This window comes from Solirubrobacter pauli (assembly GCF_003633755.1).
Taxonomy (GTDB): domain Bacteria; phylum Actinomycetota; class Thermoleophilia; order Solirubrobacterales; family Solirubrobacteraceae; genus Solirubrobacter; species Solirubrobacter pauli.
Genome location: NZ_RBIL01000001.1, coordinates 1926018 through 1940581, shown reverse-complemented (window position 1 = coordinate 1940581; position 14564 = coordinate 1926018). Strand labels below are relative to the sequence as shown.

The following is a 14564-nucleotide window of genomic DNA, read 5'->3' as shown; positions in this document are numbered from 1 at the left end:
GGTCCGTATGGCTGATCAGGAGCATCCGAACGCCGTAGTCGGCGACATGAACGAGCCGATCGAGGCTGAAGGCTGCCCGGTCCACGGCGCTCGTGGCGTGCACCCGACGCAGGGTGACGCCAACCGCGAGTGGTGGCCCGAGCGTCTGAACCTGAAGATCCTGGCCAAGAACCCGGCCGTCTCGAACCCGCTCGGCGAGGAGTTCGACTACGCCGAAGCGTTCAAGGCGCTCGACCTGGCCGCGGTCAAGGCCGACATCGCCGAGACGCTGCGGACCTCGCAGGACTGGTGGCCCGCGGACTTCGGCCACTACGGCCCGTTCATGATCCGGATGGCCTGGCACAGCGCGGGCACCTACCGGATCCAGGACGGCCGTGGTGGCGCCGGCGCCGGCCAGCAGCGCTTCGCGCCGCTCAACTCGTGGCCCGACAACGGCAACCTGGACAAGGCCCGCCGCCTCCTGTGGCCGGTCAAGAAGAAGTACGGCCAGGCGCTCTCGTGGGCCGACCTGATGGTCCTCACGGGCAACGTCGCGCTCGAGGAGATGGGGCTGCAGACGTTCGGCTTCGCCGGCGGCCGCGCCGACGTGTGGGAGCCCGACGAGGACGTGTACTGGGGCCCGGAGACCGAGTGGCTCGGCGACCAGCGCTACACCGGCGACCGTGAGCTCGAGAAGCCGCTCGGCGCCGTCCAGATGGGCCTGATCTACGTCAACCCGGAGGGCCCGAACGGCAACCCGGACCCGATCGCCGCCGCGCGCGACATCCGCGAGACGTTCGGCCGCATGGCCATGAACGACGAGGAGACCGTCGCGCTGATCGCCGGCGGCCACACGTTCGGCAAGACGCACGGCGCGGCCGACCCGGACAAGTACGTCGGCCGCGAGCCCGAGGGCGCGCCGATGGAGGAGATGGGCCTCGGCTGGAAGCAGTCGTACGGCACCGGCAAGCTCCAGGACGCGATCACCTCTGGTCTCGAGGTCACGTGGACCGCGACCCCGACGCAGTGGGGCAACGGCTTCTTCGACAACCTCTTCGGCCACGAGTGGGAGCTCACCAAGAGCCCCGCGGGCGCGCACCAGTGGCAGCCCGTCGGCGGCGTCTCGGAGGTCTCCGTGCCGGCCCCGAACGAGGGTGGCGAGCGTCGCCTGCCGACCATGCTCACCACGGACCTCGCGCTGCGCATGGACCCGGCCTACGAGAAGATCTCGCGCCGCTTCCACGAGGATCCGGACGCGTTCGCGGACGCGTTCGCGCGCGCCTGGTTCAAGCTCACGCACCGCGACATGGGCCCGATCCAGCGCTACCTCGGCCCGGAGGTCCCGTCCGAGACGCTGATCTGGCAGGACCCGGTCCCGGCCGGCCCGCAGCTCGACGACGCGGACGTCGCCGCGCTCAAGGAGGCCATCCTCGCGTCGCCGCTGACCGTCTCCGAGCTCGTCAAGGCGGCGTGGGCGTCGGCCTCGACGTTCCGCGGCTCCGACAAGCGCGGCGGCGCGAACGGCGCCCGCATCCGCCTCGAGCCGCAGCGCAGCTGGGAGGTCAACAACCCGGCCGAGCTCAACAAGGTCCTCAGCACGCTCGAGGGCATCCAGCAGGGCTACGCCAAGCCGGTCTCGATCGCCGACCTGATCGTCCTCGGCGGCACCGCCGCGGTCGAGAAGGCCGCCAAGGACGCCGGCGTCGACGTCGAGGTGCCGTTCGTCGGCGGCCGCGGCGACGCGACCGAGGACTGGACGGACGCCGAGTCGTTCGCCCCGCTCGAGCCGACCGCGGACGGCTTCCGCAACTACCTCCGCTCCGAGCACCGCCTCCCGGCCGAGTACCTGCTGCTCGACCGCGCGAACCTGCTCACGCTCAGCGCGCCGGAGCTGACCGTCCTCGTCGGCGGCCTGCGCGTCCTGGGCGCCAACTGGGACGGCTCCTCGCTGGGCGTCCTCACCGACCGCCCGGGCGTGCTGACGAACGACTTCTTCGTCAACCTGCTCGACCTGGGCACGGAGTGGCATGCGTCGGGTGACGAGTTCGAGGCCCGCGAGAACGGCGACCTGCGCTGGACGGGCTCGCGCGCCGACCTCGTGTTCGGCTCCAACTCCGAGCTGCGCGCGCTCGCCGAGGTCTACGCCTCCGACGACGCCCGTGAGAAGTTCGTCCTGGACTTCGTCGCCGCGTGGACGAAGGTCATGAACCTGGACCGGTACGACCTGGCGTAAGCCGCCGTCGATATGTTCTCGCCCATGACGCTGCGGATCGTCATGGGCGAGGACGACGTGCTGATGCGCGAGGGGATCGCGCGGCTGCTGGAGGACGCGGGCTTCGACATCGTCGCGCGCGCCGGCGACGCCGAGGACTTCTCGCGCAAGGTACGGGCGCACAAGCCCGACGTCGCGATTGTGGACGTGCAGATGCCGCCCGACCGCACGGACGACGGGCTGCGGGCCGCGACCGCGCTGCGGGCGGAGCTGCCCGGGCTCGGCGTGCTCGTGCTGTCGGGGCACCTGGAGGAGTCCTACGCCAACGACCTGCTCGGGGACGACCCGCAGGGGGTCGGCTACCTGCTCAAGGAGCGCGTCGGTGACGTCGACGCGTTCGTGGACGCCGTGCGGCGCGTGGCCGCGGGCGGCACGGCGCTGGACCCCGAGGTGGTGCGGCTGATGCTGGGCCGCAGCCGGAAGAAGGGGCCGATCCACGAGCTCACGCCGCGCGAGCTCGACGTGCTCGGCGCGATGGCCGAGGGCCGTTCGAACCTGGGCATCGCGGAGCAGCTGGTCGTGACCGAGAACGCGGTCGAGAAGCACGTCAGCCGGATCTTCCGCAAGCTCGAGCTGTCGGACTCGCTGCCGACGGACCATCGCCGCGTGCTCGCGGTGCTCGAGTACCTGCGCACGGCGCGCTGACCGTACCGGCGGTTGTCCGGGCAGCCGGACACGGTTGTCAGGCGCGCCCTTATGGCCGCGCGGGGCGGTCGGCGGGAGAGTGCTGACCATGAGCACGTACGCCCCCTCAGCGCCTCTCGCCCGCGCCTCCAGCAGCGTCTTCGGACGCGTCATGTCCCTCGTCGGCGTCGCCATCGCGTTCACCGTGGCCGGTGCCTACCTCGGGCGCGACCTCGCGCTCGGGACGGCCCAGGTCCTCGGCTTCGTCGCGATCGGGATGCTGTTCGCCCAGTCGTTCGCGGCCGGCCTGCGACGCGGCGGAGCCGGCCTCACGTGGCTGTTCGCGCTCGCGCTGATCCTCGGCCTCAGCCTGGGCCCGGTGCTGCAGGTCTACGCGAACGCCGAGCCGGACGTGGTCGTGCAGGCGGCCGGCGCCACCGCGCTGACCACGCTCGCGATGGGCGCGTGGGGCCTCGCCACGAGCGCCGACCTGAGCCGCTGGCTGCGCCCGCTGAGCTTCGCGATGCTCGGCCTGTTCGTGATCGGCCTGCTGCTCCTGCTCTTCGGCGCCGCCGGCAACCCGCTCTTCAGCCTGGCCGTGATCGTCGTCTCCGCCGCGCTGCTGGTGATCGACTTCAACTTCGTCCGCAACCGCGCGACCGACGACGACGCGATCTGGCTCGCCACGGGGATCTTCGTCTCGATCCTGAACCTCTTCATCTCGTTCTTGAACCTGTTCGGCCGTCGCTGAGCCCGGAGCGCCAAAATGGCGCTCGTGCTCCTCGCCGTCGCCGTCGTCGCCGCCGTCACGCTCGTCCTGTATCCGATCTCCGAGATCGACCCGGGCGTGTCGAGCGGCGTCCTGTACGTCCTGGGCGTGCTCGTGGTCACCACGACCCGCGGGCTGCGGATGGGCCTCTTCTCCGCCGCCCTGAGCCTGTTCGCGCTCGACTACTTCCACACCGACCCGACCGGCGACCTGATCTCCGGCAAGAGCGCCGGTGACCTCGTGGCGATCTTCACCGTCACGCTCACCGCGGTGGTCGGCGCGGTCATCGCCGACACCGCCCGCCGGCGCGCCGTCGAGTCCGAGGAGCGGCGCGTGCGCCTGGACGAGGTGCGCGAGTCGCGCGCCCGCGTGCTCGCCGCCGCCGACCGCGAGCGCCAGCGCGTCGTGCGCGACATCCACGACGGCGCGCAACAGCGCCTCGTGCACACCGTCGTCAACCTCAAGCTCGCGGTCCGCCAGCTCGATCGCGACGACCCGGAAGCGGCGCGCCCGCTCGTCGCCGAAGCGCTGCAGAACGCGCAGGCCGGCACGGACGAGCTGCGCGAGCTCGCCCACGGGATCATGCCGTCGGTGCTCACGCGCGGCGGCCTCCGGGCCGCGGTCCAGACGCTCACCTCCCGCATGCCGATGCCGGTCGTCGAGGACGTCACCGACGAGCGCTTCCCCGCCGAGGTCGAGTCGACCGCCTACTTCGCCGTCGCCGAGGCGCTCACGAACGTCGCCAAGCACGCCCAGGCCGAGGAGGCGTACGTGACCATCGCGCCCGCCGACGGCGTCCTCCGCGTCGAGATCCGCGACGACGGCGTCGGCGGCGCGTTCGCCGGCGGCTCGGGTCTGCTCGGGCTCGAGGACCGGCTCGCGGCCGCGCACGGGACGCTGAAGGTCGTCAGCCCGCCCGGGGACGGGACGACGATCTCGATCGAGCTCCCGGTGGACGCGCCGACGAGCTGACGGCGGCGTGCAACGATGGCGTCATGCTCGAGACCGGTACCAAGGCGCCCGACTTCACGCTGCCCGACGAGAACGGCGAGGACGTCTCGCTGTCCGCGCTGAGCGGGACCACCGTCGTCCTGTACTTCTACCCCAAGGCGGACACGCCCGGCTGCACCACGCAGGCCTGCGGCATCCGTGACCACCTGCCCGACTACACGGCCGCCGGCGTGCGCGTGCTCGGCGTCTCGCCCGACCCGGTCAAGGCCGTCAAGAAGTTCCACGACAAGCAGTCGCTGAACTTCACGCTGCTCGCCGACGAGGACCATGCGGTGTGCGAGGCCTACGGCGTCTGGGGCGAGAAGTCGATGTACGGCAAGACCTACTTCGGCGCCAACCGCGCCACGTTCATCATCGACGGCGACGGCGTGATCGCGCACGTGATCCCGAAGGTGTCGCCGAAGACGCACGACGACGAGGTGCTCAAGGCCCTCGGCGAGCTGTCCGCCGCCTGAGTCAGGGCCGCGCGGGGAAGAACGAGGCCTCGCCGCGGCTGATGCGGATGGCGCCGCCGGGCGCGTCGCCGTAGAAGGTGGCGCAGCGGGTGTTGTCGAGCCGGTACACCCGCGTGTCGGTGGCGGCGATGGCGCACGCGTTCTCCGGCCGCTCGCGCTCGGTGTCGAGGTCCAGCCAGTACTGGCCCTCGTCGGTGATGGCCGGGCCGAGCGCGAGGGCATAGGAGCCGGGCGTGTAGCGGTACGGGCGGGCGATCTCGCGCCAGCGTGCCGTCGCGGGAGCCGTGAAGTCGATCGCGTACACGAAGTCGGCCGTGAAGTCGTACTCGGGATCCTCGCGGTCGACCGTCGCGTAGACGTGGTCGCCGGCGATGGCCCAACCGACCAGGCCACCGCAGCGCTCGTAGCGGCGGTCGCGGGCGGGCAGTCGCGGGAGCGTCCGGGACCGGCCGTCAGGCTGGTCGACGCGGAGCCGCACGGCGCAGCGGCCGCGCGTCTTGCCCACGGGACGGACGCGCCGCCCGCGGTCGACGGTGCCGGCCGCCGCCGCGGCCGCCTGCGCGCCACGGGTGCGCCGCGTGACCTTCAGCGGCGCGCCCGGGGTGAGCGTGAGGAGCTCGTCGCGGCAGCTCGACACGTCCCGCTCGGGGCAGCTCGTGATCGCGAGCTGCGGTTCGGCCGGACCTCCGGGACCGCGCAGCATCCGCAGCCGCGACACCCAGCGGTGCCCGAGCTCGACCGTGAGCCGTGCCCCGCCGCGCTCGTCGGCGACCATGACCTGCGAGGTCTTCGGCATCGTCAGCGGCGGCAGCTCGCCGACCTCGTCACGGTTGATCGCGACGCGGTCGGCCGGGGTCCGCACGCTCCACGCGACGAGCCGGCCGCCGGCCGCGATCCGCTCCACCTGGCCCTGCGGGTCGTCGAGGAAGAGGTCCGGGTCCTTCGCCGGAGCGGTGACGTGGCGGACCGGCTTGGCCTCGCCGCACCCGACGACCAGCAGAACCACGAGGGCGACGACGATCCGGTGAGGCATGTGCCACCGGTTGTCCCACGCCATCGCGTGTCCGAAACGGTTGCGATGATCGGGCAGGTTGCTGTCACGCGGGCTGGAATGCGACGGGGTGCGGGTCGGCGAGGTCCTCCGGGGCGTCGGGCTGACCGTCGCGCCCGGCGAGGTGGTCGCCCTGACCGCGCCGAGCGGGGCGGGCAAGTCGACGCTCCTGCGCGCGATCGTCCGCCTCGTCGCGCTCGACGGGGGCATGGTGTCGCTGGACGGGGTGGACGTCGCGACGCTCGATCCGCGCGTGCTGCGCCGGCGCGTCGGGCTCGTCGCGCAGCGGCCGGTGATGCTGCCGGGGACGGTCGCGGACAACCTGGCGTACGGGCTGGACGCGTCCCCCGACTTGGCCGCGGCGCTCGACGCGGCCGGGCTCGACGCGGAGTTCGCGAACCGCGACGCGTCGCGGCTGTCGGGTGGTGAGCAGGCCCGCGTGGCCATCGCCCGGGCGCTGACGCGTACGCCGGAGGTGCTGCTGCTCGACGAGCCGACGACGGGCCTGGACGCGCCGCTGGCCGAAGCGATCGGCCACCACGTGCGCGGACTCGCGCACAACGGCCTCGCGGTGTGCCTGACGTCGCACGACCGCGCCGTCGTCAGCTCCTGGGCCGACCGCGAGGTGGAGCTGTGAGCGACGTCCTCGTCCAAGGCGGCGCGGGGATCTTCCTCGCCGCGGTCGCCGTCGTCCTCGCGTGGCGGCTGGGGCTCGGCCTCTCGAAGGAGCTCGCCGTCGCGGCCATCCGCGCCGTGGTCCAGCTGACGGTGGTGGGCGCGGTGATCGTCGTCATCTTCGAGGTGCCCGCCCTCGCCTTCGCGTTCGTCGCGGTGATGCTCACGACGGCCGCGTTCACGGCCGGCCGCCGGATCAAGCGGCTCCCGAACGCGCGGGTGGGCGCGTTCACGGCGATCGCTATCCCGGCGCTCCTCGCGACCGGGTTCCTGCTCGGGGTCGGGGCGTTCGACGTCACGCCGCGCGCCGCCGTGCCGACCGCAGGCATCCTGATCGGGGGCGCGATGGCCGCGACCAGCCTCACGGGCCGCCGGCTCACCGAGGAGCTCGACGCCGCGCACGCGGAGATCGAAGCGCGCCTGTGCCTCGGCGACAGCGCCCGCGAAGCGCTCCGCCCGAGCATCCGCCGCGCGATCCACACCGCCCTCACGCCGGCGATCGACCAGACCCGCAGCGTCGGCCTGGTCACGCTCCCCGGCGCGTTCGTCGGCCTGCTCCTCGGCGGCGCGAAGCCGGAGGAGGCGGCGAGCACGCAGCTCGTCGTGCTGCTCTCGCTGCTGGCGGTCGAGCTGGCCGCGGCCGCGTTGCTGGCCGAGTTCGTCCAGCGCGCGGCCATCGCCCCGGGCGAGCGCGTGCGCCGACTGTCGGCCTAGCTCACCACGGCACGACGCCGTGGCGGTCGCGGAGCTCGCCGGTCGGGCCGTCCGGGCCGATCTGGGCCAGCTCGACGATCACGTCCGTGCCCTCCTCGACGGTCTGGTGGCCGGAGTGGTGGTTGAAGTCGGTCGCGGTGTAGCCCGGGTCGGCGGCGTTGATGCGGATGCCCGGGTAGCTGCGTGCGAGCTGGCTCGTGAGCATGTTCAGGGCCGCCTTGGAGGGCGAGTAGTGCACGTTGGTGAAGCCGTTCTCGTCGGTGCCGGGCTCGGTGGTCCGCGCGAGCGAGCCCATCCCGCTGGACACGTTGACGACGACCGGGTTCGCCGACCGCTCGAGCGCCGGGAGGAACGCCTGGAAGACGCGCAAGGGGGCGAAGACGTTGACCTCGAACACCGGCCGCACGTCGTCGACGGTCGTCTCGGCCACCGGCTTGAACTCGCCCGCGATGCCCGCGTTGTTGACGAGCACGTCGAGGGCTCCCACGGTCTCGGCGGCCGCGGCGACCGACGCGTCGTCGGTCACGTCCAGCTGGACGAAGCGCGCGCCGAGCGCCTCCGCCGCCTCCTGGCCGCGCTCGACGGAGCGCGCGCCGATCCACACGTCGTGGCCCGCTTCGATCAGGCGGCGGGCGGCTTCATAGCCGAGGCTGCGGTTGGCTCCGGTGATCAAGATCGTCGACATGGCACCAGCTTGGGCGCGCCGAGACGGAAAGACCATGCCCCTGAAAGGGATACCTTGGGTGCGGTGACGGACCTCGCCGCCCACCTGCGCAGCTGGCGCGACCGGCTTCAGCCCGCGGATCCCGGCCGGCGGCGCGCGCCCGGCCTGCGTCGCGACGAGATCGCCGCGCGGGCGGACGTGTCGGTCGGCTACCTCACGCGGCTCGAGCAGGGCCACGCCAGCCATCCCTCGCCGCTCGTGTGCGGCGCGCTCGCGCGTGCGCTCGAGCTGCGCCCGGAGGAGACCGAGCTGCTGTACCGGCTCGCGGGCCATGCGCCGCCCGCCGAGCAGCGCTTCAGCCGCACGATCACGCCCGCCGCCCAGCGCCTGCTCGACCGCTTCGCCGACCTGCCCGTGATGGTCTACGACCCCGCCTGGGAGGTCGTCGCCAAGAACGAGCGCGGCGCGGCGCTGATCGGCCCGGTGCGCGGGAACATCGCACGCTCGCACTTCGTCGGCCCCGGCACGTACATCTGCCACACGCCCGAGCAGCGCGAGGCGATGAGCGCGACGATCGTGTCCGACCTGCACGCCGCGCTCGCCCAGTTCCCGGCCGACGAGCGCCTGCACGCGATCGTCGACGAGCTGCGCGGGCGGAGCCCGCACTTCGCGCAGCTGTGGGAGGAGCGCCCCGCCGCGGTGCACGCGTCGGCGACGAAGCTGATCGACCACCCGCGGGTCGGCCGGCTGACGCTGGAGTGCGACGTCCTGCGCGTCGAGGGCTCCGACCTGCGGCTCGTGGTCTACAGCGCCGCGCCGGGAACGCCCGACGCCGAGGCCCTAGCCCTGCTCGCGGACGGTCGCGGCGAGCGCCTCGCGGCTGGACACGCCGGTCTTGGCGAAGATGTTGCGCAGGTGGCTCTCGACGGTCTTGACGCTGAGGAAGAGCGCGTCGGCGACCGCCTGGTTGGTGGCGCCGTCGGCCACGAGCGCGGCGACCTCCGACTCGCGCGCGCTGAGCCCCGCTAGCCGGCCACCGGCGGGAGCGGCGTCGCGGCGCGGCGCCCGCCGACCGAGCTTGCGCAGCTCGCGCACGGCCACGGCACGCTCCTGGTCGGCGCCCAGCGCGTGCAGGCGCTCCTCCGCCCGCTCGAGCGCCGCGAGCGCGTCGGCTTTCACGCCCGCCTCGCCCAGCCAGCGTCCGTAGAGCGTCCGCGCCCGCTCGGCCTCGAGCCGCGCGCCGACGCGCGCGTAGGCGTCGATCGCGGCCTCGGCCGTGCGCGCGGCGTCGGTGAGCCGGCCGCCGGTCGCGGCGAGGTGCGAGCGGCCGACCAGCGCCCACGCGGACGCCGTCGACAGCCCCGAGAACAGCGCCCACGCGTCCGCGTCGTCGGCCCAGCGCTCGGCGTCGTCCCGATCGCCGCGCTCCAGCGCCGCCTCGAGCACCACCAGCCGCGAGCGGGAGCGATCGACCGGCGCCATGCGCTGCAGCTCCGATCCGGCGGCCGCGAGCAGTCGCGCGGCCGCGGCCGAGCGGTCGCCCAGCGCGAACGTGGCCGTCGCGGACGCCTGCGCCGTCCACAGGTCCACCAGCGGGCTCTGCGGGAGCCCGGTGGCCGCGCGCTCGCAGTCGCGCACCACCTCGGCGGCGCGCGGGCCGTCACCGGAGCGCCCGAGCAGCAGCCCGAGCCGCGCGAGCGCCCACCACTCGTAGCGGACGCTCGGGGTGACGCGCGCGGCCTCCACGGCCTCCTCCGCCAGCTCGAGCGCCTCGCGGAGCCGCCCGGCACGGAACCGCGGCTCGACCCGGTCGGTGAGGAACATGGCCACGTTGCCGTGCGCGCGTCGTGCGCGGGCGATCCGCAGCCCGCGCTCGAAGTGCGCGATCGCCTCGTCGTAGCGCTCCAGGTGCGTCGCGGCCCAGCCGAGGTCCCACAGGCTCATCGGGTGCGCCGGAAAGTCGTGGTCGTCGTAGCCGGCGATCGCCGTCGCCGCGTGCGCGTACGGCCCGGCCGCGGCGCGCGGGTCGGTCTGGACGAGCGTCGTGGCGATCACGCCCTCGACCTCGGCGATCAGGACCGGATCGCCACTGCTCGCGGCCCGCGCCGCGCCGGCCTGCGCGGCGCGGCGGGCGGCGTCGTAGCGCAGGTTCCACTCGTGCACGAGCACGAGCTCGATCTCCACCTTGACCTGCACCCGCGGGTCGTCGGACGCGAGCTCGCGCGCCCGTGCCAGCCGCCGCACCGCCTCCTGCTCGTGCCCGAGCCAGCGCTCGACCTCCGCGAGCCGCCAGCACTTCTCGGCCGTGTCGGTGCCGGCCGCGAGCAGCGCCTCGCGCGCCGCGGCCAGCTCGCCGGCGAGCAGCAGCGCCGTGCCGCGGCGCGCCTGCAACTCCGCGAAGCGCTCCCCGGCCTGCTCCGGAAGCAGCCGGAGCGCGGCCTCGAGCCAGGCGGCGGCGTCGGCGGGCGCGCGGTCGACCACGCGCTCGGCGGCCGCCGTGAGGATCGCGATCCCCTGCTCGTCCCCCAGCGTCGCGCCGTGCCGCACGTGCTGGGCGACGACGGTGACGTCCGCGCCGAGCTCGATCAGCGCGGTGCGCAGTCGGCCGTGCGCGTTGATGCGCCAGCCCGGCCCCGCGGACTCGTAGGCCGCGCGGCGCACGATCGGGTGCCGGAACGTGAACGCCGCCGCGCCCTCGACGGGCCGCAGCAGCTCCGCGCGCTGCGCCTCGTCGACGGCGTCCAGCGCGGCACGCTCGTCCAGCCCGGCCGCGATGCGCGCCAGCCGCAGGTCGGCGGGCTCGCCGGCCACCGCCGCGCCCCGCAGGAGCGCCTGGGCGGGGTAGGAGAGCTGCTCGATCTCGGCTTGGATCGAGCTCGCCACCGCCGACGGCAGCGGCCCGCGCGCGGGGGAGCGGGCGAGCTGCTCGAGGTAGAACGGGTTGCCGTCGGCCTGCTCGAGCACGGCGCGCAGCGTCGCGCCGCTCACCCGCCCCGCGACGAGCGTCTGCGCGTCGTCGGCGCTCAGCGGCCCGAGCCGCAGCCGTGGGTGGCCGTGGCGGTCGAGCTGGTGGCCGAGGTCGTCCAGGCCGGCGTCCGGGCGGTGCGCGACCGCGATCAGCACCCGCCCGGCGGGTGGCCGCCGGACGAGCGCCGAGAGCGCCTCGCGCGTGCTGTCGTCGGCCCATTGCAGGTCGTCCAGGACGAGCACGAGCGGCCGCGAGCCGGCGATCCCGTCGAGCAGGGCACGCAGCGCGCGGTGCAGGCGGTAGGCCTCGGGCACGGCGTCGAGCGACCCGTCGAGCGCGGGGAAGACGGCCGCCAGCTCGTCTCTGCGGGTGACGCCCATCCGCTCCAGGCGACCGGGCTCGAGCGCCTCCAGGAACGGGTCGAGCGCGTCGACCAGCGCGCCGAACGGCAGCAGCCGCTCGAACTCGGTCGCGCGACCGCGCAGCACCCGGTGCTCGCGCACACGCGCCTGCTCGGCGAGCACGTCGAGCACCGCGGACTTGCCGATGCCGGGCTCACCGCCGAAGGCGAGGAACCCACCGTGGCCCGCGTCGAGCCCGTCCAGGGCGCGTGCGATCGCTGAAAGCTCTGTGTCCCGGCCGAGCAGCACGGTCGAGCATCATCCCCGATTTGCGGGTCACGGATCAGGGTCGGCCCGGATGACGTCAGGGTCGCCCCACGGGAGCTTGTGGGCCATGCGATTCCTCCCCACGCTCCTGATCCTCACGCTGACCGCGCTGGTGCTCGCCCCGCTCGCCCGCGCGGCGCCGCCGCCGCTCACGGCCGCGTTCACGATGACCCCCGAGGCGCCTGCGCCGGACGAGCCCGTGACGTTCACCAGCACGAGCTTCGCGCCGGGCGGCGGGCCGATCGCCACCGAGTGGGACCTCGACGGCGACGGCGCGTTCGACGACGGCCGCAAGCCGACGGTCACGCACGCGTTCGGAGCCGGCACGCACACCGTGCGCCTGGAGGCGCGGATCGCCGGGCCCACGCCGCGCACGGAGGTCGCGACCAGGACGTTCACCGTCGCGGCCACGGCGACGCCGACGCCCTCCCCGGCGACCACGCCCGAGCCGACCCCGGTCGCGACGCCCGAGCCCACACCGTCCGCGCCCCTGCCGCAGGCGCTGCAGGGCCCGATCGGCTGCGAGACGCTCGTCCGCAGCGGCTCGTTCACGGCGCAGGGCGACTGCCTGCTCCCGGAGAAGCTCTCCCGGATCGCGGGGAAGGGCACGCAGTACCGCTCGACGAAGCCGGTCCGCGTCAACGGCATCACGGTCACGCCCGCGGCCGGCGAGGAGGTGCTCGTCAAGGTCATCGACTACGGGAAGCGCGGCGTCGAGATCGGCGCCGGCACGAAGTCCGGCACCGCGACGTTCGTCAAGCAGGGGGAGACGATCACGCTCGACAGCGGCCGGATCTGGTGGCTGGTCAAGGGCGGCCGCTTCGAAGGCGTCGAGCTGCCCGCCGGCGCGACCCTCGGCGGCCTGCCGATCGTCAAGCTGACCGAGTCGCCGAAGCTGATCCTCGGCGGGACGGAGCTCGGCTTCATGGTCAAGATGCCGCAGCAGTTCGGCGCGCCGACCTCCGACAAGCCCGTCCGCGTCACGGTCGGCGGCATCCGCGCGTCGGCCGCCGCCGACGAGGGCTTCCACTTCGAGGTGGAGGACGCGGCGCTCGGGCCGATCGCACTGCACAAGCTGTCGATCGACTACGACGGCGACGACTCCTGGAAGATCGCCGCCGACGCCACGCTGCCGTCACCGGCCAAGGCGCGCGTGAAGGCGGGCGCGGGCATCCGCGACGGCGGCTTCGACTACGCCGAGGCCGAGGCCCGGTTCCTCGGCCAGGGCCTGAGCATCATCGGCCCGGTGTTCCTGAAGCGGATCAAGTTCCGCGTCGAGGTGACGCCGCAGGAGAGCGAGTGCGTGCCCAACATCGGCGTCAAGCCGGTCCCGGCCGCCGGGCCGTTCAGCATCCCGCCCGCGCCCGGCCTGCCGGAGCCGCCGAAGACGATCGACTACGGCGTGCCGACGTTCGCGCTCTGCGGCGAGGTGGGCCTCGCGGCCGGGCCGACCGTCCTCGGCGTGCCCGCGATCGGCCTCGACGCCGGCCTCGGCTTCGCGATCTTCGACGACCGCCCGGCGCTGCTGCGCGCGTTCGGCGAGGTCAAGCTCGCCGGCATTGCGCTGTACGAGGCCGCGTTCGAGCTGCACGGCGACGGCTACATCGAGGCCAAGGGACGCGCCAAGTGGGTCTGGCCCGGCGTTGCGCTGATGGAGGGCCACCTCGCGGTGGAGCTGTTGGGCACGACGTTCAACGCCCACGGCGGCGTGGAGGCGTGCGTGCTCGACTGGTGTGCCGCGGGTGCCCGTGCGGTCGTCTCGAACGCGGGCGCGGCCGTGTGCCTGAAGATCGACCTGGGTGTCGACACGTGGCATCCGGGCATCGGCTTCAAGTGGGGCGAGGTCCCGACGATCTACTTCGGCGGCTGCGAGCTCGGCCCGTACAAGACCCGGGTGCGCGCGGCCCAGGCCGGCGGACCCTCGTCGGTCACGCTGCCGTCGGGCCTGCCGGGCGCGGCGATCGCGGTCGTCGGGCGGGACGCGCCACCGACGGTCACCCTGGTCGGGCCCAAGGGCGAGCGCTTCACGACGCCCGCCGGCACCGGCGTCACGCAGAGCAACCCGTTCTTCGTCGTCAAGGACCCGGCCTCGAAGACCACGCAGATCCTCGTCGGCCGGCCGTCGGCGGGCCGGTGGCAGGTCGTGCCGGAGCCGGGCTCCTCGCCGGTGATCGAGGTCAAGAGCGCGGAGGGCCGTGAGACGCCGAAGGTGACCGCCAAGGTCGTCCGCCGCGGGGGCCGGCGCGTGCTCGACTACCGCGTCACCGGCGGCGGGAGGATCACGTTCGCCGAGCGCGGCGGGACCGCGGGGTCGATCCTCGGCGTCGCCAAGGGGGCGCGCGGCATGCTCGCCTTCGACCCGGCGGACGGCCGCGCCGAGCGGCGCCACATCATCGCCATCGTCGAGCAGGACGGCCTGCCGAGCACGCAGGTCGCGGTGGCGAGCTACCGCGCGCCGGCGGCGAAGCGGCCGGGCCGGGTGCGCGGCGTCAAGACGACCCGCCACGGCGGCCGCGTGCGGGTGAGCTGGACGCGCGACGGCGCGCCCGCGCACGTCGTCACCGTCGCCCTCAGCGACGGCCGCCGGATCGTCCGCCGCGTGGACGGCCGCGCGCGCCTGGACATCCAGGTCGTGCGCGGCCTGCGGGCGAAGGCGACGGTCCGCGCCGTCGCCCGCAACGGGATGGTCGGACGCTAAAGATGTCGTAAAGGGG

11 protein-coding genes and 1 pseudogene are annotated in these 14564 nt (G+C 74.0%); 9 read left to right on the top strand and 3 right to left on the bottom strand.

Features of this window, described 5'->3' with window-relative positions; genetic code table 11:
* Positions 1-7 precede the first annotated feature (7 nt).
* The 5 genes from katG to bcp all read left to right on the top strand — a co-directional run bounded on the left by katG (position 8) and on the right by bcp (position 5110).
* Positions 8-2212, top strand: a complete 2205-nt coding sequence (katG, locus tag C8N24_RS09200; RefSeq protein ID WP_121249756.1) for a catalase/peroxidase HPI — start codon at positions 8-10, stop codon at positions 2210-2212.
* A gap of 24 nt (positions 2213-2236) precedes the next feature.
* Positions 2237-2896, top strand: a complete 660-nt coding sequence (locus C8N24_RS09195; protein ID WP_211339894.1) for a response regulator transcription factor — start codon at positions 2237-2239, stop codon at positions 2894-2896.
* An 88-nt stretch (positions 2897-2984) separates the two neighbouring features.
* Positions 2985-3626 (top strand): Bax inhibitor-1/YccA family protein, encoded by a 642-nt coding sequence (locus C8N24_RS09190; RefSeq protein WP_147447713.1) that lies wholly within the window; start codon positions 2985-2987, stop codon positions 3624-3626.
* Positions 3627-3650: 24 nt separating this feature from the next.
* Entirely contained in the window at positions 3651-4616 is a 966-nt protein-coding gene (locus C8N24_RS09185) for an ATP-binding protein (protein WP_170178964.1), read from the top strand.
* A gap of 23 nt (positions 4617-4639) precedes the next feature.
* Complete coding sequence (bcp, locus tag C8N24_RS09180) at positions 4640-5110, top strand: thioredoxin-dependent thiol peroxidase (RefSeq protein WP_121249753.1); 471 nt, start codon at positions 4640-4642, stop codon at positions 5108-5110.
* A gap of 1 nt (position 5111) precedes the next feature.
* Here the strand turns inward: bcp and C8N24_RS09175 are convergent, their stop codons facing one another.
* The gene (locus C8N24_RS09175) at positions 5112-6143 is read right to left on the bottom strand and encodes a hypothetical protein (protein WP_147447712.1); all 1032 of its coding nucleotides are present in this window, start codon (positions 6141-6143) and stop codon (positions 5112-5114) included.
* Positions 6144-6201: 58 nt separating this feature from the next.
* Between C8N24_RS09175 and C8N24_RS09170 the strand changes: the two genes are divergently transcribed.
* Both C8N24_RS09170 and C8N24_RS09165 read left to right on the top strand, forming a co-directional pair.
* Entirely contained in the window at positions 6202-6798 is a 597-nt protein-coding gene (locus tag C8N24_RS09170; protein WP_121249751.1) for an ABC transporter ATP-binding protein, read from the top strand.
* Complete coding sequence (locus tag C8N24_RS09165) at positions 6795-7550, top strand: ABC transporter permease (RefSeq protein WP_211339893.1); 756 nt, start codon at positions 6795-6797, stop codon at positions 7548-7550. The genes C8N24_RS09170 and C8N24_RS09165 overlap by 4 nt, the downstream gene beginning before the upstream one ends.
* Position 7551: 1 nt before the next feature.
* Here the strand turns inward: C8N24_RS09165 and C8N24_RS09160 are convergent, their stop codons facing one another.
* Entirely contained in the window at positions 7552-8235 is a 684-nt protein-coding gene (locus C8N24_RS09160; RefSeq protein ID WP_121249750.1) for an SDR family NAD(P)-dependent oxidoreductase, read from the bottom strand.
* 63 nt (positions 8236-8298) lie between these two features.
* Between C8N24_RS09160 and C8N24_RS09155 the strand changes: the two genes are divergently transcribed.
* Positions 8299-9243: a helix-turn-helix domain-containing protein gene (locus C8N24_RS09155; RefSeq protein ID WP_342794376.1), complete on the top strand. Its 945-nt coding sequence runs from the start codon at positions 8299-8301 to the stop codon at positions 9241-9243.
* On the opposite strand, the pseudogene C8N24_RS09150 reads toward C8N24_RS09155, so the two are convergent.
* A pseudogene (locus C8N24_RS09150) lies at positions 9139-11832 on the bottom strand (ATP-binding protein); the annotation flags it as partial. The gene C8N24_RS09155 and the pseudogene C8N24_RS09150 sit on opposite strands and share 105 nt — an antisense overlap.
* An 85-nt stretch (positions 11833-11917) precedes the next feature.
* Here C8N24_RS09150 and C8N24_RS33325 point away from each other — a divergent pair.
* Positions 11918-14548 carry a PKD domain-containing protein gene (locus C8N24_RS33325; protein WP_170178963.1) on the top strand — a complete coding sequence of 877 codons (2631 nt, stop codon included), beginning with the start codon at positions 11918-11920 and terminating at the stop codon, positions 14546-14548.
* The last annotated feature ends 16 nt before the right edge of the window (positions 14549-14564 follow it).

Coding starts and splice junctions, on each gene's coding strand:
- katG (WP_121249756.1), top strand. CDS start 8: ATGGCTGATCAGGAGCATCCGAACGCCGTAGTCGGCGACATGAACGAG.
- C8N24_RS09195 (WP_211339894.1), top strand. CDS start 2,237: ATGACGCTGCGGATCGTCATGGGCGAGGACGACGTGCTGATGCGCGAG.
- C8N24_RS09190 (WP_147447713.1), top strand. CDS start 2,985: ATGAGCACGTACGCCCCCTCAGCGCCTCTCGCCCGCGCCTCCAGCAGC.
- bcp (WP_121249753.1), top strand. CDS start 4,640: ATGCTCGAGACCGGTACCAAGGCGCCCGACTTCACGCTGCCCGACGAG.
- C8N24_RS09175 (WP_147447712.1), bottom strand. CDS start 6,143: ATGCCTCACCGGATCGTCGTCGCCCTCGTGGTTCTGCTGGTCGTCGGG.
- C8N24_RS09160 (WP_121249750.1), bottom strand. CDS start 8,235: ATGTCGACGATCTTGATCACCGGAGCCAACCGCAGCCTCGGCTATGAA.
- C8N24_RS33325 (WP_170178963.1), top strand. CDS start 11,918: ATGCGATTCCTCCCCACGCTCCTGATCCTCACGCTGACCGCGCTGGTG.